Here is a 20,331-nt window from a genome sequence, read left to right as displayed (position 1 = left end):
TGCGCTGACGCCAATCCGCCCTTTTGCTTGTCCGAAAGCCTTACGCGCTCTGTCCCGGCGGCAGCACGACCACGGTCGCGCCCGGCTTGACCCGCTGATAGAGGTCGATGACATCGGCATTGGTCATGCGGATGCAGCCCGACGAGATCGCCTGCCCGATATATTCGGGCTGGTTGGTACCATGGATGCGGTACAGCGTGTCCTTGTTGCCCTGGTAGAGGTAGATGCCCCGGGCGCCGAGCGGATTGGCCGGTCCGCCGGCGACCCGCGCCGGATACGGCCCGAGCCGCTCCTGGATATCCTTGGTCGGAACCCAATCCGGCCACTCCGCCAGCCGGCCAACCGTGGCAACGCCGGAGAAGGCCATCGCCTCCTCGCCCACGGCGACCCCGTAACGGATCGCCTTGCCGCCCGGCAGTACATAGTAGAGGTAGCGCTTGTCGGTATCGACCAGGATCGAGCCGGGCTGCTCCCGGCGCGAGTACTCGACGATGTGGCGCTGGAACTGCTGCGGGATCGCGGCTTCCTTGTATGGCGCATGCGCCAACAATTGCCGATCACGCGGCGTCATCGCGGCATCCGTCACCGGCGACAGCGTCGCCTGCATGCAACCGCCAAGCGCAAGCGATCCCACAAGCGCCGCGGTAAGCCCCAACTTCGACACGATCATTCTCCCCTGCGTCAACTTGTGCCACTTGCTGCCGAAATCGTGCAGAAATCGTGGCAAGGCCGGCTGGAACACGCCTGTTTGATCGGATCTTTCCGTGAGTGTGTCCTGGCGGTTGCAGTCGGTTCCCTCCGACGCTAGCCTTGTGAAAATATCCAAACCTCGGGAGGACTTCGAATGCGTTATGCACTGGTGGCGGCAGGCCTGATTGTCGCGGCAACGCCGGCTCATGCCGACCCACGCGCGGCCTATGTCACCATGGTGCTGCAGGCCTTCGCCGCCAAGGTGGAATGCCCCGGCACCGATCTGGTCTATCAGGACCTCGTGCAGAGGGCGCAGGACATGCACCTGCCCGACGGCACCACCGAGCAGGTGCGCAAGGCGATCGCCTTTCTGCACACCGGCGGCAAGATGGGCGAGAAGCAGTCCGACGAGTTGATGACCGAGGTTGCGATCGCGACCCAGAGCACCGATCTCGACCAGCGCCGTCAGGGCATGCAGACCTGGTGCAACGACCAGAAGGCACGGCTCGCGGGCTACATCAGGAGCAAGGAATAACCTTCATTCAAAGTTCGGCGGCGCGAACCAGTTGGTCAGCGACAGGCCGCCATCGACCACGATCGACGCGCCGGTGACGTAGCCGGAGAGCTTGTGCGACAGCACGGCAAGCGCCATCGGCGCGAGATCATCCGCCTGGCCGATCCGGCCGAGCGGAATGTGCCGCGCGAGCGCGGGGTCGGCGACGAAGCCGCCGGCGGCGATCGCGCCGGGCACCAGCGCGTTGACGCGGATGCCGTAGCGACCCCAGCTCTTGGCCAGCTCCTTCACCAGCATCGCCATGCCGGCCTTCGTGGTCGAGTAATGCGGCAGGTTGCGCGGCGTCCCGGCGTGCAGCGAGGTCAGCAGCAGGAACGAGCCCGGCAGCTTCGCCGCGATCAGCCGGCGTGCGAGCTCGCGCGACAGATGAAAGCCGGCCTCGAGATTGACCGCATGCATCTGCCGCCAAGTGTCGTCTTCGACCGCCATCGCATGGTCGGCCTCGCGGCGCGGCGGCGATGCGCTGTGAACGAAGTGAGTCACCTGCCCGAGCGCCGATTGCGCCTCCGCCAGCAGCGCATCGCAGGCGTCGCGGCGCGCGAGATCGCCGACCCAGGGCACCGCGAGTTCGGGGCGCGGCGCGGCCTTGATCGCCGCCGAAACCCTGTCCTCGTGCAGGTCGGCGAAGATGGTGCGCACGCGCTCGCTGACCAGCGCCTGCGCGATGGCGCGGCCGATGCCGTTGCCGGCGCCGGTGACCAGCGCCGTTTCGCGCGCGGGATCGAACGGGGAATTGAAGATGCTCATGTCGGGCTGCCTCGCGATCAATAGGGCGGCGCCTTGCGCGCCCGCTGCGCGCTGGCGGCTTCCATCCACCAGGCGAAATCATCGGCAAAGCGCGGGAAGGCGCGCTCCAGCGACTTGCCGGCCTCACCGGTCGGCTTGCCGTCCTCGGACAAAGTCTGTGCGATCGGCCCCGCGCTGATCGTGCTCGACACCACCACCATGCCCATTTCCGAGAGCGTGCCGTGCCAGGCGGTCGCGGCCCGCGCGCCGGCAAATCGGCCGGCCGAATAGCTCACGATCGCCGCGGGACGCCAGAACCATTCCTCGAGGAAATGGTCAGTGAGGTTCTTCAGCCCGGGCTGGACGCCCCAATTGTACTCGCCGGTGACGAACAGGAAGCCGTCGGCGCCACGGATCTTGCCCGCAAGGGTTTCGAGTACCGCCGGTGCCTGCCCCTTGGGATATTCCTTGTACATCCGGTCGAGCATGGGCAGGCCGACCTCCCTGGCATCGATCAATTCGACATCGTCACCGCGCGCGCGAAAGCCCTCGACGACGAAATGCGCAAGGCGGATGCCCATGCGATCGGAGCGGTAGGAGCCGTAGAGAACCAGAATGCGGTGGGTCATGTCGGGTCGATCCTAGCAAGTCCGTAGCGGGCAGAGCCGCCGCAGTCGTTAACGGCCATTCTGTTCCGTTGTAGGCGCATTAAGCAATTGGTCGATGACGCTCCGTTGTGGCCCAAAATCGCCAGATTCCTTTTCTGGATAACTGACGGCTTCGAGAAGGAGAACCCGACATGCGGATCGCAATGCTGGTTTTCGCAGGTACGCTCGCGGCGATGACCGCCATCGCCCCTGCGCAGGCGAAGAGTTCCGACCGGCAGAAGGCCGACGAAAAGTCCACCGCAACCTCCGTGGGCTGCCAAGCCTATCAGCAGGCCGCCGACGGCAGCTGGACCCAACTCCCCTGCGGCGAGCCGGGTTCGGGCGGCGCCACCCAGCACCGCAGCCCGGCCAAGAGCGCGGATGGCGACGAGCACTGAGTGCTCGGGAACGCCCGGCGCCACGGCGTATCGTAAACCCTAGCTTAATGCGCACCCTATACGAGTGAGGCCGTATCCTCTCTCGTCAAGAATGGCGCGCATCCCATGAAAATCGGTACTCTCCTGACGGCCGCGATCGTCTCCCTGTCGGCGGTCGGTGGCGGCCTCGCTGCCTATGTCGCAGTGACCAGGTACGAGACCATGGACAAGATCTCGACCGCGCAGAGCCGGCTCGAGATCGTGCGCGCCGTCGGCGACATCCCGCGCTACATGAACTCCGAGCGCGGCATGGCCACCAATCTGCTGTTCCAGAGCGGCGCGATCGAGCAGAAGCAGATCGCCGATCTCGACCGGCTGCGCGCGCTGACCGACGGCGCGCTCGCCAAGGTCAACCAGGTCCGTGGCAACCTGCCCGGTGCGCTCGACGACGGCGCGGCGGTCGCCAGCGCGATCGACGCGCTGAAGGCGAAGTTCACTGCGCTGCGCGAGGCGATCGCAACCGCCATCGCAGGTTCCGTCGATGGCCGCCGCCCGGCGGCAACCAAGATCGTCGCCGACAATTCCGTGTTCAACGCCGGCGTGACCACGCTGCTCGACGAGCAGGTGCGCCGCCTGGCCGGCCTCGACGGCGACGCCTACCGCCAGGCCAGCTACGCCAACGTCGCCTGGACGCTGCGCGACACCGGCGGCCTCAATGCCAGCCTGCACAAGGCGCTGGTCGGCGCCAAGCGCCCCGCGACTGAGCAGGAGAAGCAGGACCTGTTCCGCAGCACCGGCAAGACCGAGCAGATCCTGTCGACGCTGCAGCAGCTGCGCAACAATCCGGCGACCTCGGCCAATGTCCTCTCCGCCCTCGGCAAGATGCAGGCCGACTATGTCGAGCGCTTCGGCAAGGCGCTGAAGCTCGGCAAGGAGGGCGCCGTCTCGGGCAAGTACGAGATGGACGTCGAGACCTATTACGCGGAATCGCAGGTCGGCCTCGCCTCCATCATCGGCGTGCGCGATGCCTTCTACGAGAACGCCGAGCAAGGGCTCGCCGCGGCCTATTCGTCGGCGCGCTTCAGCTTCCTGGTGGCGCTGACCGGGCTGATCGCCGTGGTCGCGCTGAGCGCCGGCCTCATCGTCATGGTCCGCCGCCGCATCCTCAACCCGATCGCTGCCCTCACCGGCCGGATGTCGCGCCTTGCCGCCGGCGAGGTCGCCGAGGCGATCCCCGGCGCCGCGCGCAACGACGAGATCGGCGCGATGGCCGCCGCCGTGCAGGTGTTCAAGGACAACAGGATCGACGCCGATCGCCTCGCCGTCGAGAAGGAGGCCGAGAACGACGTCAAGATGCGCCGCGCCCGCGCGCTCGACGATCTCACCCGCAGCTTCGAGACCAAGGTCACCGAGCTGGTCGGCGGACTGTCGGCGGCATCCGGTGTCATGGAGCAGACCGCGCAGACGATGTCGGCGACCGCCGCCGCCACCAACCGCCAAGCCTCGGTGGTCGCCGCGGCCTCCGAACAAACCTCGACCAACGTGCAGACGGTGGCGAGCGCGACCGAGGAGCTCACCTCCTCGATCTCGGAGATCGCGCGCCAGGTCTCGACCTCGACCGAGATCGCCGCCCGCGCGGTCGATCACGCCCGCCGCACCGGCGACACCGCGCGCTCGCTCGCCGAGGGCGCGCAGAAGATCGGCGACGTCGTGACGCTGATCCAGTCGATCGCCGCGCAGACCAATCTGCTGGCGCTCAACGCCACCATCGAGGCGGCGCGCGCCGGCGAGGCCGGCCGCGGCTTTGCGGTGGTCGCCTCCGAGGTGAAGTCGCTCGCCGGCCAGACCGCCAAGGCCACGACCGAGATCTCCGAGCAGATCACCGCGATCCAGACCGCGAGCGACGAGACCGTGACGGCGATCCGCAACGTCGTCGACGTCATCACCGAGATCGACCAGATCGGCACCGCGATCGCCGCCGCGATCGAAGAACAGGGCTCGGCCACCAAGGAGATCTCGCGCAGCGTCCAGGAGGCCGCCCGCGGCACCCAGGAAGTCACGTCCAACATCTCCGGCGTGCAGCGCGCCGCCGACGACACCGGCGCCGCGGCGACCCAGGTGCTGGGCGCCGCCGAACAGCTCGCGACGCAGTCCAAGGACCTCGCCGGCCAGGTCAACCGCTTCCTGTCCGACGTGCGTGCGGCCTGACGCCGTCCACGAGGCATTGGCCTCGCGGATGAGGCCTAGCCGCCGCGCAATCCCAGCACGCGGCGGGCGATGGCCTGGCGATGGACCTCGCTCGGGCCCTCGTACATCCGCATCAGCCGGGCCTTCTGCCACAGCGCGTTGAGCGGCAATTCCAGCGTCATGCCGAGCGCGCCGAGCGTCTGCATCGCGTGGTCGCAAGCTTCATAAGCCATCTCGGTGGCGAACACCTTGATCATCGAGGCCTCGTGGCGGACGTCCTCGCCGCGGTCGGCCTTGTCGGCGGCATCGCGCACCATCAGGCGGCAGGCATGCATGCGCGTCGAGATATCGGCGATCCACCACTGGATCGCCTGGCGCTCGGCGAGCTTGACGCCGAAGGTCTCGCGCTGTTTGGCGTGCTCGCACAGCATGTCGCGCGCGCGCATCGTGATGCCGATGCAGGTCGATCCCATCTCGAGCCGGCGGGTGCGCAGCCGCAGCTGCATCGGCGCGTAGCCCTTGCCGACCTCGCCGAGCACGGAGTCCTTCGGAATCCGGCAGTCCTCGAACACGATCTCGTAGGTCGAGCCGCCGCCGAGCATCGGGATCTCGCGCTCGATGATGAAGCCCGGCGTGCCCTTCTCGACGATGAACGAGGTGATGCCGCCCTGGCGCTGGTCGCTGCCGACGCGTGCCATCACGATGACGAAGTCGGCGGCGCGCGCGTTGCTGATCCAGATCTTGCGGCCGTTCAGCACCCACTGCTCGCCCTCGAGCACGGCGCGCGTCTTCATCCCCGCCGGATCGCCGCCGGCGCCGGGCTCGGAGATCGCGATCGCCGATGTCATCCGACCCTCGATATAGGGCTGCATGTATTTTTTCTTCTGCCCCTCGGTGCCGACCGCCTGCAGCATGCGCAGGTTCGGCGAGTCAGGCGGCAGCACGAACGGGACGCAGCTGCGGCCGAGCTCCTCATGCACGGCAGCCATCGTGCGGGTCGGCAGATCGTGGCCGCCGAGATCCTCGGGCGCGTCGAGGCCCCACAGCCCGAGCTCCTTCGAAACGTCGCGAAGCCGCTTGCGTTGCTCGGCGGTGAGCTCGGGGTGATCGCTGCCGGGCAATCTCGACTTCAGATATTGCGGCTCGAGCGGAATGAGCTCGCGGTCGACGAATTTCGCGACCGTCTCGCGGATCATCGCTGTTTGTTCGTCATCGCTCATGGGGCGTCCTCGCTTGCGCTGTTGCTTGGAGAACAACTAGCGCAATCCGCTTCGACGGAGACAGCGGAAAATGCACTCGCACCGCTGCATCGCGCGCACGTTTCACCAAGCGGAATTCAATATCCCGCTGCGCGGATCAACTCCCCGCCTCAGTCGGCGAACCCGACATAGCGCACGAAATCGCCGTTGGACTCGCGGTCCGAGCGCACCGCGTTGGCGGCGAAGCTGTCGTCGGGATAGCCCATCGCGACGCAGGTCATGATGACCTCTTCCTCGGGGATGGCCGCGACCTCGCGCACGATGTCGGAGCGCATGATGCCCTGGCCATTGATCACGCTGCCGAGCCCGCGGTCCCAGGCCGCCAGCACGATGCCGTAGCAGAGCGCGCCGAGGTCGAAGTGGCAGACCGCGCCGGGGTCGAGCACGCGGTCATAGGTCAGCACCAGCGACACCGGCGCGTCGAACTGGCGGAAGCCGCGCAGCACCCAGTCCTGCCGCATCGGCTTGTCGTCGCGGGCGATCCCCATCGCGCCGAACAGCTTCTTGGCGATGTCGACCTGCCGACCGCGATGCACGCCCTGGTATTCGCCGTGGCTGACGATGTCGCGCTTCACCTTGGCGCCGCCGACCATCTCTTCCATGTTGCGGCGGCGCACCTCCGCAAGCGGCGTCCCGGTCAGGACATGGACGTGCCAGGGCTGGGTGTTCATCGAGGACGGCGCGCGCTTGGCCACCTCGATGATCTCCTCGATGGTGGCCCGGGACACCGGCTGCTGCTTGAACCCGCGCACGCTTTTGCGTGTCTGTACCAGCGTCTCGAAATCCATTTGCGCGTATCCCCCGTTTTTGTTCCGCAGCGCACGCGAAATTATCCCGCGCGGCGGCGGGCATTTTATCGCCAAAATCCGCCATGGGAACTTGATCCCATCAAGAATCCGATATCCAATCCGCCGCACTGGTTTGGTTCAGGGAGACACCCAGATGAAACGGATTTTCTTGGCAGCCGTGATCGCGACCTTCGCCGCCGGCTCGGCATTTGCGCAGGATGCCTCCTGCGAGACCAAGGCCGTCGGCAAGGACGGCAAGCCGCTGGCCGGCGCGGCCAAGACCTCGTTCATGAAGAAGTGCACGACGGACGCCTGCGAAACCAAGGCGGTCAGCGCCGACGGCAAGAAGCTCTCCGGCGCCGCGAAGAACTCGTTCATGAAGAAGTGCCAGAGCGGCGCCTGATTCCGGGCACCCGGCCCCTCCGCACCGTCGGGTCACGCAGGCGGCCCGACGGCGACGTTTCGCGGTACTGCCACGAAACATTCTGAAACATACGCGTGGCCGGTTTTGCTCGCCTATTCGCGCTTGAAGCGATAGTCGAAGCGGTCGCCGTCCGCCTTGATCAGCCCCACGGTCGGGGTCGGGAAATGGATCGGCAGGATCAGCGTGTCGGTCTCGGCGACCGAGGCAAAGAACTTCCGCCGCGAGATCGCCGACTGCTTCGGATCCCAATCCGGCTTGGCCGACCACTCCACCTCGCGGCACTGGATCGCGTGGTGCATCAGGTCGCCGGCAACCACGGCGCGCTGGCCCTTCGAGAAGATGTTGACGCAGCAGTGACACGGCGAATGGCCCGGCGTCGGCGTCAGCGTGACGGTGTCGTCGAGCGCATAGTCGTCGTCGACCAGCAGCGCCTGCCCGGCCTCGACGATCGGCAGGCAGTTGTCACGAAACACCGTGCCGGGCGGATTGGCGCCCTTGGCGTTCTCGGCCTCCCAGACCGCATATTCGCGCTTGTGGAAGACGTATTTCGCGTTCGGAAAGGTCGGCACCCAGCGACCGTCGCGCAGCGTCGTGTTCCAGCCGGTGTGGTCGATGTGCAGATGGGTGCAGAACACGTAGTTGATCTGCTCGAAGGAGACGCCGAGCGCGAACAGCTCGTTGCGCCAGCGCTCCTTGCCCGGGAAGTCGAACGGCGGCGGATGGCCCTTGTCCTCGCCGGTGCAGGTATCGACCAGGATGGTGTAGCGCGGCGTGCGGACCACGAAGGTCTGGTAGGTGATCACCATCATGCCGCGCGCGGCATCGTACACCTCGGGCTCCATCGTCTTGAGATGATGCTTGAACACGGCGTCGTCATAGGCCGGGAAGAAATCCTGCGGCCGCCGCCACGGTCCCTCGCGCTCGATCACCGCGTCGATCGTGATGTCGCCGATCCTGATCTGCTTCATGGCCGTTTCGCTCCCGGTTTTTTTTAGAGCGTAGCGGCCGGCCGGAGGCCTCACAAGCCGAGCGCCGCGCAGCGTGCCATGCGCCATTGCATTGCTGGCGCGTCGGCTCTCTCCCCCTTGCCGCGCACTGTGATAGACAGCGCCCGCTGCAACCATTCGCCGGATCGAGGACGATCGCATGACCGAATTGAAACGCCCCAAGCTTGCCGAAACCGTCATCGATCCCACGGTCAAGCTGCGCGAAGTCTCGGTCGGCCGCTGCTGCGAAATCCTCGGCGACACCGCGATCGAATACACCGAGCTCGGCGACTTCTCCTATCTCGCCAGCGGCTGCATCGTCGCCGATGCGCAGATCGGCAAGTTCTGCGCGATCGCGGCCAATGTGCGGATCGGCGCGCCCAATCATCCGCTCGAGCGCCCGTCGCAGCATCGCTTCACCTATTGCCCCGAATATTACACGGCCTCGGCGCAGCGCGATCACGGCTTCTTCAGCGACCGCCGCGCCGATCGCGTCGTGATCGGCAACGACGTCTGGATCGGCCACGGCGTCATCGTGCTGCCCGGCGTCACCGTCGGCGACGGCGCCGTGCTCGCGGCCGGTGCCGTCGTGTCGCGCGACGTCACCCCCTACACCATCGTCGGCGGCGTGCCGGCGCGGCCGATCAAGGAACGCTTCAACCGCAGCATCGCCGCGCAACTGTCGCGGATCGCGTGGTGGAATTGGCCGCCCGAAACCATCTGGGAGCGGTTGCCGGAATTCCAGTCCGGCGACGTCGAGGCGTTCTGCGCGCGCTGGAGCGCGTAAGGGCGGCGCTAGCTCCGCAACCCCGGCGCTTCTTGCCCGGTGCGGGCGACGTATTCGGTGTAGCCGCCGCCGTATTGGTGGATGCCGTCGGGCGTCAGCTCCAGCACGCGGTTGGAGAGCGCGGCGAGGAAGTGACGGTCGTGCGAGACGAACAGCATCGTGCCCTCGAACTCGGCGAGCGCGTTGATCAGCATCTCCTTGGTGGCGAGATCGAGATGGTTGGTCGGCTCGTCCAGCACCAGGAAGTTCGGCGGGTCGAACAGCATCTTCGCCATCACGAGGCGCGCCTTCTCGCCGCCTGACAGCACGCGACACCTCTTCTCGACATCGTCGCCGGAGAAGCCGAAGCAACCGGCGAGCGCGCGCAGCGAGCCCTGCCCGGCCTGCGGAAAGGCATCTTCCAGCGACTGGAATACGGTGCGCTCGCCGTCGAGCAGGTCCATCGCGTGCTGGGCGAAATAGCCCATCTTGACGCTGCCGCCGATCGCAACCGAACCGTCATCCGGCTCGGCCGAACCGGCAACCAGCTTGAGCAGCGTCGACTTGCCGGCGCCGTTGATGCCCATCACGCACCAGCGCTCCTTGCGGCGGATCATGAAGTCGAGCCCGTCATAGATCCGCTTGCTGCCATAGGCCTTGTGCACGTTCTTCAGGCTGGCGACATCCTCGCCGGAGCGCGGCGCCGGCTGGAATTCGAACGCCACGGTCTGCCGCCGCCGCGGCGGCTCGACGCGCTCGATCTTGTCGAGCTTCTTGACCCGGCTCTGCACCTGCGCGGCATGCGAGGCGCGCGCCTTGAAGCGCTCGATGAACTTGATCTCCTTGGCCAGCATCGCCTGCTGCCGTTCGAACTGCGCCTGCTGCTGCTTGTCGGACAGCGCGCGCTGCTGCTCGTAGAACTCGTAATCGCCGGAATAGGTGGTGAGCTGGCCGGCGTCGATCTCGACCACCTTGTTGATGATGCGGTTGATGAACTCGCGGTCGTGCGAGGTCATCAGCAGCGCGCCCTCATAGCCTTTCAGGAACTGCTCGAGCCAGATCAGGCTCTCCAGATCGAGATGGTTGCTCGGCTCGTCGAGCAGCATCACGTCGGGCCGCATCAGGAGGATGCGCGCCAGCGCCACCCGCATCTTCCAGCCGCCGGAGAGTTTGCCGACGTCGCCGTCCATCATCTCCTGGCTGAAGCCGAGACCCGACAACGCCTCGCGCGCCCGGCCGTCCAGCGCGTAGCCGTCGAGTTCCTCGAAGCGGTGCTGCACCTCGCCATAGCGTGCGATGATGTCGTCCATCTCGTCGGCTTTATCAGGGTCGGCCATCGCGGCTTCGAGTTCCCGGAGCTCGGCGGCGACCACGCTGACCGGCCCCGCCCCGTCCATCACCTCAGCGACCGCGCTGCGGCCCGACATCTCGCCGACGTCCTGGCTGAAATAGCCGATGGAAATGCCGCGATCGACCGAGACCTGGCCCTCATCGGGGATTTCCCGGCCCGAGATCATGCGGAACAATGTGGTCTTGCCGGCCCCGTTCGGGCCGACAAGGCCGATCTTCTCGCCCTTCTGGAGCGCCGCGGAGGCTTCGATGAAGAGGATCTGGTGGCCGACTTGCTTGGAGACGTTATCGAGGCGGATCATGCGACTGCTTGAGAAATGACGGGATTTGCGGGCCTCTTAGTCGATCCGGAGCGCCGGTGGAAGGGTGTTCCCTGCGTTTCCAGGCATGGGCGCATGCAGACCCCTTATTGCCAATCGAATGTGACGGGGAATACTTCACCGATCAGTTTTTGGGGCATCACATGCAAGTCTGGTTTCTCTATCTGCTCGCGCTCGGTGCGGGCGTCGCCGTCGCCGTTCAGCAGGTCCTGAACGGCAATCTGCGCTCCGCCCTGAACTCGCCGGGCTGGGCCGGCTTCGTCAGCTATCTCGGCGGCCTGTTGACGATGGCGGTGGTGCTGGTCGCGACCCGCGAGCCGGTGCCGTCATGGAAGCTGGTGACGGCAACGCCGTGGTGGGCGTGGAGCGGCGGCATCCTGGGCGGCGTGTTCATCCTGCTGATGATCCTGCTGCTGCCCTCGCTCGGCGCCGCCACCCTGCTGGCGTTGGTGGTCGCCGGCCAGATGCTGGCGGGTGTCACCATGGATCATTTCGGCGTCTTCGGCCTGCCGGCGCATCCTGTGTCGGTCTCACGACTGGCCGGCATCGCGCTGGTGATCGGCGGCGTGCTGCTGATCAAGGATTAAGCGCACTACCGGCGCTCCGCGCCAAGCCCATTCAGACGGTCCGCATCAACCTCAGCGTCGCCCCGAGGCGCAGGCTGCGCTTGCCGGCCAGCGCGATGCCTTCGAGCTCCGCGCCATCGCCGTGGCAGGCGCCGCTGAAGCCGATGCCGACCTCATGGCCGCCGAACACCGGGTTCGCGCCCTTGGCCGGCGTGTGCTCCTGGTTGACGATCTCGCCCTTCCAGCGCCCGTCCGCGGACGAATAGGAGCCGAGATAATAGAAGAACGCGTCGCCGCCGAGGATGCGCCCGTCCAGCAGCAGCATGACGCCGGAGAGGCCGGCATCGACGCCGTCGAGCGCGCGGATGTGGATGGCGTATAGCCCGTTGACGATGCCATCAGGCCCGACCGTGCCGCGCGGCGGCAGGGCCTCGTCGTCGAGCGGCGCGAGGTTGGCCCAGAACACGCCGTCGGGCATGGCATCCGCCTTGCCCTCCATCAGGATGGTCGACCCTTCCGTCCGGCCGCGCACCTTGATGACGGTGACGTCGGCGCCCATCAGCGGCTTGAAATTGGGATCGTCATTGTGGCGCTCGGTGATCACCTCGGCCGCGATCTCGCCGCCGCCGATTTCCCGGTAGCTGCCGAGATGGGCGAAGGCCGAATTGCCGCCGAGCATCCGGCCGTCATGCATGCACATGATGCTGCGGCCGAATGCGCCGTTGATGCCGTACTCGACCTTGTAAAGTCCGTTCAGCAACGCACGAAATCCAATAAATAAATGAGTCCTCATGCGGCATAGCATCGGCGCCGCGGCCGCACCATTGCGTCTTTTGGCGCAGTCTTGTCCGCAATGTCCGGGAGTGGACACCGCCCGATTCGTCGCATAGCTGTAGGCGCGCCCGCCCCCATTGTCGTGCCGCGTCACGCGGGCCGTCCTTCCAGTGCAATTTGCGTCAAATACCCGTGCATGCGCTAACGGCGCGGAGATGCGCGCCGGTTCTCATGACAACCTCGAGGTGCACGACATGACCTACCGCTCTGGCCTTGCTGCGGCCGCCGCGCTGTTCCTGCTCGGGAACGGCGCCGCGCTGGCGCAATCCCTGCCCGACTACATGGGGCCGATCTCGGGCAAGACCTCATCGACACCGGCCGACGTCGCCACCAAGGACATGCTGGCGCTGAACACCGGCATGTTCGAGCTCTACGGCGATGCAGCGAGGATCTTCCAGAAGAACTTCCTCGGCAAGCACCCGGTGATCCTCGGTCTGTTCTCCGGCGCCGGCGGCCGCCTGATCCTGTACCGGCCGGGCCAGCCGCCGACCGAGGCGCCGCAGGTGCCGATCGTCTATCAGCTGCTCAAGTCGGTCGGGCACAGCACGATGGCGCTGGCCGAGGTCGTCGGCCCCTATGTCGACAACGCCGACGACAAGTCGTGGCGCGGCTCGATGGCGGCCTATCGCAGCCGGATGCAGTCGGCACTCGACGGCCTCGACAAGACGCCGATGCAGGCCGACTGGCGCGACAACAACCGCGCCATCCTGCAGAACAACCTCGCCTTCATGGACGAGTGCCTCGCCGCCGGCGCCATCCCGTTCGCCAAGCTCGAAGCGTTCGGCAAGAAGCAGGCGCCGCTGCTCGCCAAGAACGTCGCCTGGGCGGCGCAGACCCAGGTCGCGCACTGGATGACGGTGATGGCGGACTGGAAGACCCAGCTCGGCGCCGACTGGGACAAGACTTACGCCGCCAGCAACACCATCTATGTGGCGCGGCAGAACAACGTGATCTTCAGCGTGCTGGCGCAGTTCTTCGGCCCCGACGCCATCAATACCCGCCTGATGCTGATCGAGACCATCTCCTTCACCACGACGCCGCAGGACATGCTGGAGTCGCTGACCCGGATCATCGCGGACCGCTCGGTCGGCGCGCTGTTCTTCGGCAGCTACCACCTGATGGACTACGAGCTGATGGGGGGCGACGCGCGCGAGGCGATCATCGCCGAGACCAGGAAGCGCGGCATGACCACGTTCCTGCCGCCGCTGGTGCCGTTCGGCTCCAAGCAGTGGCCGACGCTGGTGACGCCCGGTCCGGGACCGGCCTCGATCGCCGACCTCAAGTGAGGCGGCCGCAACCGCCTATCGTAGGCGTTGCGAATCATGGCGGCGTGGCCGCTAGACTGCGGAGTGTGTCGTGCGGTCGGGTAAACCCGGGCACGACACGCGGTTGAAGCGTTGATGAGGGATCAGGGCATGCGGCCTTCGCGACGTGAATTCGTGAAGTGGTTGTCGGCGGGCGGCATCTCGCTCAGCATGTCGCACCTTGCGCTCGCGAAGGAGCCGGTTTTCGCAGCCCGTGAGACGCTTCCCGGCCGCGGCCAGTTCAATCCCGCCGCCTACGGCGCCGGCCGCGTCGACGGCGTGGCGAAGGTCACCGGCGCGAAGCTCTACGCCTCCGACTTCCGCGCCGCCGACATGCCGGGTTGGCCGGCGACCACCTCGCACGCCATCCTGGTCCGCGCCAACGACGCCACGCACGTCTATGCCGGCATGGACCTCGCCCGCCTCGACGGCGCGAGCAAGCCCTCCGTCATCGTCACCGCCGCCGATCTCGACCGGATCGGCACGCGCGTGCCTTCGTTCTACACCGGCGATCTGTTCTGCCCGGTCGGCAAGACCCCGATCTATCTCGGCCAGCCGGTCGCGCTTTTGATTTTCGAGCAGTTCGACGCCTTCGACCAGGCGCGCCTCGCGCTGCGCGACGGCACCTTCGTCAAGTTCGGCGACGAGACCGGCCCGGTGGTGCTGCCGGACTACGGCGCGTACCGCTTCACCCGCGTGGCCGGCGCCACGCCCGATGCGCCCGACGTCTACTCGCCCATCATGGCCGGATGGGTCTCGCCGAGCCGCTTCCAGAACGCGCCGCTGCCGGTCTGGCTGCCGCTCGCCAAGGAGACCAAGCCCGATTACGCTAAGGCCGCGACCTATGGCGAGGCGATCCGCGCCGAGCTGGCAAAGGATGATCCGTCTCAGCTCGTGCTCGACCGCGAGTTCGAGACCCAGTCGATCGATCCGGTCTTCCTCGAACCGGAGAGCGGGCTCGCCTGGTACGACGCCAAGGGTGGCAATCTCGAACTGGTGCTCGGCGTGCAGTCGCCCTATGAGGCGATCGAGTCGATCGCGCATCTGCTCGGCAAGGCGCGCGCCCCCTTCAGGCCGTCGCACATCAATGCGCAGTTCGCCCATGTCGGCGGCGGCTTCGGCGGCCGCGACCACACGCCATTCATCCTCTATGTCGCGCTGTGCGCGATGTTCCTGCCGGGCAAGCCGGTGCGGCTGGCGCACGACCGCTACCAGCAATTCCAGGGCGGCATCAAACGCCACCCGATCAAGATGCGCTCGCGGATCGGGATCGATCGCAAGAGCGGCAAGATCACCGCGTTCGCCGCCGACCATGTGCTCGACGGCGGCGGCCTCGCCAATTTCTCCGCCAACGTCGCGACCGTCGCCGCGACCGCCGCGATCGGCATCTACGACGTCCCGAAGGTCGACGTCACCACCGTCGCGCTGCATTCGCGCGGCGTCACCGCGGGCTCGATGCGCGGCTACGGCACGCTGCAGACCATGACGGCGCTCGAGGTCCTGATCGACGAGGCAGCCAGCGAGCTCAAGGTCGACCCGATCGCGTTCCGCCGCAACAATGCGCTGAAGCAGAACGGCCGGACCATGACCGGCAATCCCTACATCGTGTCGGTGCGCACGCCGGAAATCCTCGACAAGCTGGGGACGCACGCGATCTGGCAGCAGCGCGCGACCTTCAAGCAGAACGCGCCCGAGGGACGGCTGGTCGGCACCGGCCTCGCCTGCGTCACCAAGGATTACGGCGCCGGCGCGGATTGCTCGCTCGGCCGCGTCGAGATCGATCCCGAGGGACGGATCGCGATCTACTGCGATCACGTCGAGATGGGCAACGGCATCGGCACCGCGCTCGCCAACCGCGTCGCCGGCCATCTCGGCGGCATCGCCGACGAGGTCGCGGTCTCCCGCGTCGACAGCTACGACGCGCTCGGCCTCGTCACCTCGGGCGATCCCTACACGATGGATCAGAAGACCCAGGACCTCGCCGAGAAGAACCCGCGCTGGGTGCCCGCGATCAGCTCGCCGACCAGCGCCTCGATCGGCGCCCATGTCGGCACCCATTCGTCGGCCGAGGCCGCCCGCATCATCTTCCGCTATGGCCTGTGGCCGGCGGCGCTCGAGCTCTGGCGCCTCGCAAAATCAGATTCGCGCGCGCGGCAATGGGACAAGGCGCGCTGGAAGGACGGGCAACTCGTATTCGGCGAACTCCCGCCGCTGCCGCTGGCAAAGCTCGCCGCCACCGCGCATGCGCGCAATCTCGTCACCGGCGCCATCGCGCACAGTTTCTCGCGCTGGGCCTGGTCGCGGGCGCGCTTCCCGCTGTTCGGCGAGCAGTACCGCGCCGAGATCGACGCGCTGGCGATCCGCCATGGCCGCAGCGAGTACGAGCGGATCGACCGCGTCAGCGTCAAGTTTCCGCCGACCGACAACAACCGGATCGGCACCTCCTACACCTCGATGTGCGGCACGCTGGTCCGCGTCGAGATCGAGCGCGACAGCGGCACCTTGCGCATTGCCAAGGCCTACAGCGTGTTCGAATGCGGCCAGGCGCTGGTGCCCGAAGTCGTGCTCGGCCAGTCGCATGGCGGCTTCGCCATGGGCGTCGGCTACGCGCTGCTGGAAACCCTGCCGCCGTTCGAAGGCGGCCCCGGCAACGGCCAGTGGAATCTCGGCCAGTACCTGATCGCGCGCGGCTCCGACCTGCCGTTGCGCGATCTCGAAATCGAGATGCTGCCGCCGTTGACGCCGGACGAGCCGCCCAAGGGCATGGCCGAGGTGGTGATGATCCCGATCGTGCCGGCGCTGCTCAACGCGATTTACGATGCCACCGGCCGCCGTTTCCGCTCGCTGCCGGTGACGACAAGCCTGCTCAAGGGAGCGCTCACGTGACCTCGCTCAGCGTGACCATCAACGGCCGCAAGCATGGGCCGATCGAGGTGAGCGACAACCTCACCATGAACGATTTCCTGCGCGAGATGCTCGGCATGACCGGCACCAAGTTCGGCTGCGGCGCCGCGCAGTGCCTGAGCTGCGCCATCATCGTCGATAACCCTGACGGCACCAGCTACACCAGCCCGACCTGCATCGTCTCCGCCGTCACCTTCCACGACAAGACCATCCGCACCGTCGAGGGACACGCCAAGGACGGCGAGCTCTCCGCGCTGCAAAAGGCCTTCGTCGCGCATTTCGCATTCCAGTGCGGCTACTGCACGGCCGGCTTCCTCAACGAGGGCCAGGTGCTGCTCGAACGCCTCGCCCGCGCGCCGGTGCCGCGCGACGAGCTGGAGCAGACCATTGCCGACGCGCTCGACGGCCATCTCTGCCGCTGCACCGGCTACATCAAGTACCACGAGGCCGTGCGCGACGTGATCCTCGCCGACGCCAAGCGCTACCTGATCGCCACCAAATGAGCGCACGCGCGATGATGTCGGAGACGAGGTTTCGGATCGTTGCGGTGATGACGGCGCTCGCGACCAGCCTGTGCGCGGGCTACGCAGCATCGCAGACCGCGAGCCACGCCCTCGCCTCGCCGGAAAGCTTTGCCTCGATCGAGAATGTCGAGAAGCGCTCGGCGGCGATCTTCACCGAGCTCGGCAAGGTGCTGACCCATCCGCGCTGCACCAACTGCCACCCCGCCGGCGATAGCCCGCGGCAAGGCGATATCAGCCGCGTCCACCAACCGCCGGTGACGCGCGGCGCCGATGGCCATGGCATCGAGACGATGCGCTGCGCGACCTGCCACCAGCACGGCAATTTCGAGCCCGGCCGCGTCCCCGGTCATCCGGAATGGCATCTGGCGCCGCGCGAGATGGCGTGGGCCGGCAAGACCATCGGCGAGATCTGCGAGCAGATCCGCGATCCCGCTCGCAACGGCGGCCGCAAGGTCGAAGAGCTCATCGAGCATATCGGCAAGGACACGCTGGTGGGCTGGGCCTGGCATCCCGGCTTCGGCCGCGCACCCGCGCCCGGCACGCAGGCGCAAGCCGGCGCGCTGGTGGAGGCTTGGGTAAAGACCGGCGCGGCCTGCCCTGCGCCGTAGGTGCGGCGGCCGGGACGCGGCCTCACTGTCAGTCAATTCCCCGAGCGGACCTCGACAGCAACTGCAGTCTCAATTGCGGAAGGATGGGCCGCGACGCTCCGTCAGATATTCGCGATGTCGGCTAGATCTGCCTTCAACCGTGGACCAGCGAAATCAAGGAACGCGCGCATCTTCAACGGCACCAGCGGCGGGCCGGTGTGGACGAGATGGACAGGTAGCGGCTCCGGATTATGCCCGTGGAGCAGGCTGACCAATCGCCCCTCGCGGATCGCCCCGGCAGCTTGGTAGGACGTCAATCGGGCGATACCGACGCCGGCGATGGCGGCTTCGAGGACTGCGTCGGCCGTATTGGCGGCGAAGCGAGGCTTTATCGCCACGGTCTTCGCATCGGCGCCGCGCCCGAACGGCCAGGTGCGCACCATCTGCAGCCCCTCAAATGCGATGCAATCGTGTTCCGCCAAATCGTCCGGGACAACTGGTGTGCCATGGGTCGAGAGATAGGCTGGGCTTGCGCAAATCACCCAGCGAATCTCGCCAATCCGCGCGGCAACCAGCCCGCTGTCGGGCAGTTGGCCGATGCGAACGGCCACGTCGACATGGTTTTCAACGAGATCGACGACGTGATCGAAAAATACAACGCGGACATTGACCTCCGGATACGCGGTAAGGAACGCGAGTACGACCGGAGTCACATGCAACTTGCCGAACATGATCGGAGCGGTGACCAGGAGGTCGCCTCGCGGTGCGCGATATTCGCCGGCCGCCGCACGTTCGGCCTCATCGAGTTGCTCGAGAACGCGGCGACCAGCCGCAACGAACGCGTTGCCAGCGTCGGTGAGCAGCAATTTGCGGTTCGTCCGGATCACGAGCTGCGTACCCAGACGCGCCTCGAGCTCAGATACATGCCGACTGACGGTAGGAAGCGGCGTGCCGAGTTGACGGGATGCCGCCGTCAGGCTCCCACCGTCGACCGCCGCAAGCAGCGTTCGGATTGCCTCGAACCGGTCCATACCATACTTCCATTTCTTGAAAGTCCAACTTCAGAAAATAACGGATACCACCCCAAATCGGAAGGTCCTACGTGGCTTTGCGAGGCTTGATCGCTCGCAAACTCTCATCTCACCAGAGGCAACCATGACCAGGACCATTCTCATCACCGGCGCCTCAAGCGGCTTCAGTCGCAATACGGCAGAAAAGCTGGCAGGTGCTGGCCATCGCGTGTTCGCCACGATGCGCGACGTCGCCGGGCGCAATCGTAGCCACGCCGACGCATTGCGCAGCCGAAAAATCAGTGTCGTCGAACTCGACGTTACTGATGACGGCTCGGTCAATCGCGCCATTGCTTCTATCCTCGCCGAGGCCGGCAATATCAGCGTGCTGGTCAACAACGCCGGCATTGCGTCGGCTGGCGTGACCGAAGCTTTCACGACCGATCAGGCGAAAGCCATCTTCGACACCAACGTCATCGGGCTCCTCCGCGTTACGCGGGCCGTGCTGCCTTCGATGCGTCAGAAGCACGACGGCCTCATTATCAACATCGGCTCGATCCTCGGCCGGGTGACATTCCCCTTCTTCGGCATCTACGGTGCGAGCAAGATGGCGGTTGAAGCTTTAACCGACAGTCTCCGGCTGGAGGTCTCCCGGCTCGGCGTAGAAGTGGTGGCAGTTCAGCCGAGCGCCTACCCGACAAACATGTACTCGAGCATCCAGACGCCCGCCGACGCCGACATCACGAAGTCCTACGGCGAGATCGGCCAGATTCCTGACGCGATGTTCAAGACATTCATGTCAATGTTCCAAGCCAAGGACGCTCCGAACCCTCACGACATCGCCGAGGCCATCGTCAAGCTCGTCGAGCAGGCAAAGGGCCGTCGCGCCGCGCGGACGGTGGTGGGCACCGCGTTTGGTGCTGACAAGATCAATGCCGATGTGGCTCCAGTCCAGCAGGCCGTCGTCGGCGGTCTGGGCCTCGGGCATCTCGAAGAACTCGCTTGATTGATCGTTCCGGGTCGGCGGTCTGCCGTCGACTCGTCCTCACCTGAATCACGAGTGCCGAAGATGACCTCTCCTGTCGATACCGTCCGACGTTTCTACAATGCGCTCGAGCTTGGCGACGTGTCCGGTGTTCTCGCGACACTCAACGAGAACGTCGAATGGACGGAAGCCGAGCGCTTCCCCTATTACGCCGGCACCTGGCATGGTCCCGAAGCCGTATTGGAGAACCTTCTTGTTCGGGTCGCGACCGACTGGGATGGCTTCGCAGCGCTGCCCTCCGACTTTGTCTCGGAGGGCAATCGCGTCGTAGCGCTGGGGACTTATGTCGGAACGTACAAAAGGACCGGCCGTCAAATCTCGGTCCCGTACGCGCATGTCTGGACCGTGACTGGCGAAACGCTTTCGAAGTTCGTCCAGTTCACGGACACAGCGAAGGTGCTCGAAGCACTCGGATAGGCTCATCGTTTCATTCAATTCGGCTCGGTCGAAGAGATCGGCGGCG

At 66.2% G+C, this 20,331-nt stretch carries 21 protein-coding genes; 12 read left to right on the top strand and 9 right to left on the bottom strand.

The features are described 5' to 3' along the window. Positions 1-40: 40 nt before the first annotated feature. Positions 41-670 (bottom strand): L,D-transpeptidase, encoded by a 630-nt coding sequence (locus JQ633_RS11630; protein WP_433995643.1) that lies wholly within the window; start codon positions 668-670, stop codon positions 41-43. A 174-nt stretch (positions 671-844) separates the two neighbouring features. Between JQ633_RS11630 and JQ633_RS11625 the strand changes: the two genes are divergently transcribed. Next, entirely contained in the window at positions 845-1,225 is a 381-nt protein-coding gene (locus JQ633_RS11625; protein ID WP_211985159.1) for a hypothetical protein, read from the top strand. Positions 1,226-1,228: 3 nt separating this feature from the next. Here the strand turns inward: JQ633_RS11625 and JQ633_RS11620 are convergent, their stop codons facing one another. Both JQ633_RS11620 and JQ633_RS11615 read right to left on the bottom strand, forming a co-directional pair. After that, positions 1,229-2,011: an SDR family NAD(P)-dependent oxidoreductase gene (locus tag JQ633_RS11620; protein WP_211985158.1), complete on the bottom strand. Its 783-nt coding sequence runs from the start codon at positions 2,009-2,011 to the stop codon at positions 1,229-1,231. Between the two features lie 17 nt (positions 2,012-2,028). Beyond that, entirely contained in the window at positions 2,029-2,619 is a 591-nt protein-coding gene (locus tag JQ633_RS11615) for an NADPH-dependent FMN reductase (RefSeq protein ID WP_211985157.1), read from the bottom strand. Between the two features lie 170 nt (positions 2,620-2,789). Here JQ633_RS11615 and JQ633_RS11610 point away from each other — a divergent pair, with 170 nt between their 5' ends. Together JQ633_RS11610 and JQ633_RS11605 are read left to right on the top strand one after the other, a co-directional pair. Then, on the top strand, positions 2,790-3,035 hold the full coding sequence (locus JQ633_RS11610; RefSeq protein WP_211985156.1) for a hypothetical protein: 246 nt from the start codon (positions 2,790-2,792) through the stop codon (positions 3,033-3,035). Between the two features lie 105 nt (positions 3,036-3,140). Beyond that, positions 3,141-5,222: a methyl-accepting chemotaxis protein gene (locus tag JQ633_RS11605; protein ID WP_211985155.1), complete on the top strand. Its 2,082-nt coding sequence runs from the start codon at positions 3,141-3,143 to the stop codon at positions 5,220-5,222. 35 nt (positions 5,223-5,257) lie between these two features. Here the strand turns inward: JQ633_RS11605 and JQ633_RS11600 are convergent, their stop codons facing one another. Together JQ633_RS11600 and JQ633_RS11595 are read right to left on the bottom strand one after the other, a co-directional pair. Further along, the gene (locus tag JQ633_RS11600) at positions 5,258-6,421 is read right to left on the bottom strand and encodes an acyl-CoA dehydrogenase family protein (RefSeq protein WP_211985154.1); all 1,164 of its coding nucleotides are present in this window, start codon (positions 6,419-6,421) and stop codon (positions 5,258-5,260) included. A 149-nt stretch (positions 6,422-6,570) separates the two neighbouring features. Then, positions 6,571-7,248 carry a nitroreductase gene (locus JQ633_RS11595; RefSeq protein ID WP_211985153.1) on the bottom strand — a complete coding sequence of 226 codons (678 nt, stop codon included), beginning with the start codon at positions 7,246-7,248 and terminating at the stop codon, positions 6,571-6,573. A gap of 154 nt (positions 7,249-7,402) precedes the next feature. On the opposite strand from JQ633_RS11595, the gene JQ633_RS11590 reads away from it, so the two are divergent. After that, a complete protein-coding gene (locus JQ633_RS11590) occupies positions 7,403-7,651 on the top strand; it encodes a hypothetical protein (protein ID WP_211985152.1) in 249 nt (82 codons plus the stop codon). A gap of 113 nt (positions 7,652-7,764) precedes the next feature. Here the strand turns inward: JQ633_RS11590 and JQ633_RS11585 are convergent, their stop codons facing one another. Further along, positions 7,765-8,640: an MBL fold metallo-hydrolase gene (locus tag JQ633_RS11585; protein WP_211985151.1), complete on the bottom strand. Its 876-nt coding sequence runs from the start codon at positions 8,638-8,640 to the stop codon at positions 7,765-7,767. 178 nt (positions 8,641-8,818) lie between these two features. Here JQ633_RS11585 and JQ633_RS11580 point away from each other — a divergent pair, with 178 nt between their 5' ends. After that, a complete protein-coding gene (locus JQ633_RS11580; RefSeq protein ID WP_211985150.1) occupies positions 8,819-9,445 on the top strand; it encodes a DapH/DapD/GlmU-related protein in 627 nt (208 codons plus the stop codon). An 8-nt stretch (positions 9,446-9,453) separates the two neighbouring features. Here the strand turns inward: JQ633_RS11580 and abc-f are convergent, their stop codons facing one another. After that, positions 9,454-11,076, bottom strand: coding sequence for a ribosomal protection-like ABC-F family protein (abc-f, locus tag JQ633_RS11575; protein WP_211985149.1), 1,623 nt, complete (start codon positions 11,074-11,076; stop codon positions 9,454-9,456). Between the two features lie 161 nt (positions 11,077-11,237). On the opposite strand from abc-f, the gene JQ633_RS11570 reads away from it, so the two are divergent. Continuing rightward, positions 11,238-11,681: a DMT family transporter gene (locus JQ633_RS11570; protein WP_211985148.1), complete on the top strand. Its 444-nt coding sequence runs from the start codon at positions 11,238-11,240 to the stop codon at positions 11,679-11,681. Between the two features lie 31 nt (positions 11,682-11,712). Here the strand turns inward: JQ633_RS11570 and JQ633_RS11565 are convergent, their stop codons facing one another. Then, on the bottom strand, positions 11,713-12,420 hold the full coding sequence (locus tag JQ633_RS11565; protein ID WP_211985147.1) for a hypothetical protein: 708 nt from the start codon (positions 12,418-12,420) through the stop codon (positions 11,713-11,715). A gap of 268 nt (positions 12,421-12,688) precedes the next feature. On the opposite strand from JQ633_RS11565, the gene JQ633_RS11560 reads away from it, so the two are divergent. The 4 genes from JQ633_RS11560 (at position 12,689) to JQ633_RS11545 (ending at position 17,834) form a co-directional block, all read left to right on the top strand. After that, positions 12,689-13,780 carry a hypothetical protein gene (locus tag JQ633_RS11560; RefSeq protein WP_211985146.1) on the top strand — a complete coding sequence of 364 codons (1,092 nt, stop codon included), beginning with the start codon at positions 12,689-12,691 and terminating at the stop codon, positions 13,778-13,780. Between the two features lie 129 nt (positions 13,781-13,909). Beyond that, positions 13,910-16,684: a xanthine dehydrogenase family protein molybdopterin-binding subunit gene (locus JQ633_RS11555; protein ID WP_211985145.1), complete on the top strand. Its 2,775-nt coding sequence runs from the start codon at positions 13,910-13,912 to the stop codon at positions 16,682-16,684. Next, on the top strand, positions 16,681-17,205 hold the full coding sequence (locus JQ633_RS11550; RefSeq protein WP_211985144.1) for a (2Fe-2S)-binding protein: 525 nt from the start codon (positions 16,681-16,683) through the stop codon (positions 17,203-17,205). Before JQ633_RS11555 ends, JQ633_RS11550 begins: the two co-directional genes overlap by 4 nt. Beyond that, a complete protein-coding gene (locus tag JQ633_RS11545) occupies positions 17,202-17,834 on the top strand; it encodes an Isoquinoline 1-oxidoreductase subunit (RefSeq protein WP_433995642.1) in 633 nt (210 codons plus the stop codon). Before JQ633_RS11550 ends, JQ633_RS11545 begins: the two co-directional genes overlap by 4 nt. Before the next feature lie 101 nt (positions 17,835-17,935). Here JQ633_RS11545 and JQ633_RS11540 read toward each other — a convergent pair whose 3' ends face one another. Further along, on the bottom strand, positions 17,936-18,844 hold the full coding sequence (locus tag JQ633_RS11540) for a LysR family transcriptional regulator (RefSeq protein ID WP_211985143.1): 909 nt from the start codon (positions 18,842-18,844) through the stop codon (positions 17,936-17,938). Between the two features lie 124 nt (positions 18,845-18,968). Between JQ633_RS11540 and JQ633_RS11535 the strand changes: the two genes are divergently transcribed. Together JQ633_RS11535 and JQ633_RS11530 are read left to right on the top strand one after the other, a co-directional pair. After that, a complete protein-coding gene (locus JQ633_RS11535) occupies positions 18,969-19,829 on the top strand; it encodes an SDR family oxidoreductase (protein WP_211985142.1) in 861 nt (286 codons plus the stop codon). 63 nt (positions 19,830-19,892) lie between these two features. Further along, positions 19,893-20,285, top strand: a complete 393-nt coding sequence (locus tag JQ633_RS11530; RefSeq protein WP_211985141.1) for a nuclear transport factor 2 family protein — start codon at positions 19,893-19,895, stop codon at positions 20,283-20,285. Positions 20,286-20,331 lie beyond the last annotated feature (46 nt).

This window comes from Bradyrhizobium tropiciagri, from assembly GCF_018130505.1.
GTDB classification, from domain to species: domain Bacteria; phylum Pseudomonadota; class Alphaproteobacteria; order Rhizobiales; family Xanthobacteraceae; genus Bradyrhizobium; species Bradyrhizobium tropiciagri_B.
Note: the sequence above shows the minus strand (reverse complement) of the source record. Positions and strands in the feature narration are given on the sequence as shown.

Coding starts and splice junctions, on each gene's coding strand:
- JQ633_RS11535 (WP_211985142.1), top strand. CDS start 18,969: ATGACCAGGACCATTCTCATCACCGGCGCCTCAAGCGGCTTCAGTCGC.
- JQ633_RS11595 (WP_211985153.1), bottom strand. CDS start 7,248: ATGGATTTCGAGACGCTGGTACAGACACGCAAAAGCGTGCGCGGGTTC.
- JQ633_RS11530 (WP_211985141.1), top strand. CDS start 19,893: ATGACCTCTCCTGTCGATACCGTCCGACGTTTCTACAATGCGCTCGAG.
- JQ633_RS11545 (WP_433995642.1), top strand. CDS start 17,202: ATGAGCGCACGCGCGATGATGTCGGAGACGAGGTTTCGGATCGTTGCG.
- JQ633_RS11630 (WP_433995643.1), bottom strand. CDS start 670: ATGATCGTGTCGAAGTTGGGGCTTACCGCGGCGCTTGTGGGATCGCTT.
- JQ633_RS11620 (WP_211985158.1), bottom strand. CDS start 2,011: ATGAGCATCTTCAATTCCCCGTTCGATCCCGCGCGCGAAACGGCGCTG.
- JQ633_RS11605 (WP_211985155.1), top strand. CDS start 3,141: ATGAAAATCGGTACTCTCCTGACGGCCGCGATCGTCTCCCTGTCGGCG.
- JQ633_RS11610 (WP_211985156.1), top strand. CDS start 2,790: ATGCGGATCGCAATGCTGGTTTTCGCAGGTACGCTCGCGGCGATGACC.
- JQ633_RS11590 (WP_211985152.1), top strand. CDS start 7,403: ATGAAACGGATTTTCTTGGCAGCCGTGATCGCGACCTTCGCCGCCGGC.
- JQ633_RS11555 (WP_211985145.1), top strand. CDS start 13,910: ATGCGGCCTTCGCGACGTGAATTCGTGAAGTGGTTGTCGGCGGGCGGC.
- JQ633_RS11615 (WP_211985157.1), bottom strand. CDS start 2,619: ATGACCCACCGCATTCTGGTTCTCTACGGCTCCTACCGCTCCGATCGC.
- JQ633_RS11580 (WP_211985150.1), top strand. CDS start 8,819: ATGACCGAATTGAAACGCCCCAAGCTTGCCGAAACCGTCATCGATCCC.
- JQ633_RS11570 (WP_211985148.1), top strand. CDS start 11,238: ATGCAAGTCTGGTTTCTCTATCTGCTCGCGCTCGGTGCGGGCGTCGCC.
- JQ633_RS11540 (WP_211985143.1), bottom strand. CDS start 18,844: ATGGACCGGTTCGAGGCAATCCGAACGCTGCTTGCGGCGGTCGACGGT.
- abc-f (WP_211985149.1), bottom strand. CDS start 11,076: ATGATCCGCCTCGATAACGTCTCCAAGCAAGTCGGCCACCAGATCCTC.
- JQ633_RS11585 (WP_211985151.1), bottom strand. CDS start 8,640: ATGAAGCAGATCAGGATCGGCGACATCACGATCGACGCGGTGATCGAG.
- JQ633_RS11560 (WP_211985146.1), top strand. CDS start 12,689: ATGACCTACCGCTCTGGCCTTGCTGCGGCCGCCGCGCTGTTCCTGCTC.
- JQ633_RS11600 (WP_211985154.1), bottom strand. CDS start 6,421: ATGAGCGATGACGAACAAACAGCGATGATCCGCGAGACGGTCGCGAAA.
- JQ633_RS11625 (WP_211985159.1), top strand. CDS start 845: ATGCGTTATGCACTGGTGGCGGCAGGCCTGATTGTCGCGGCAACGCCG.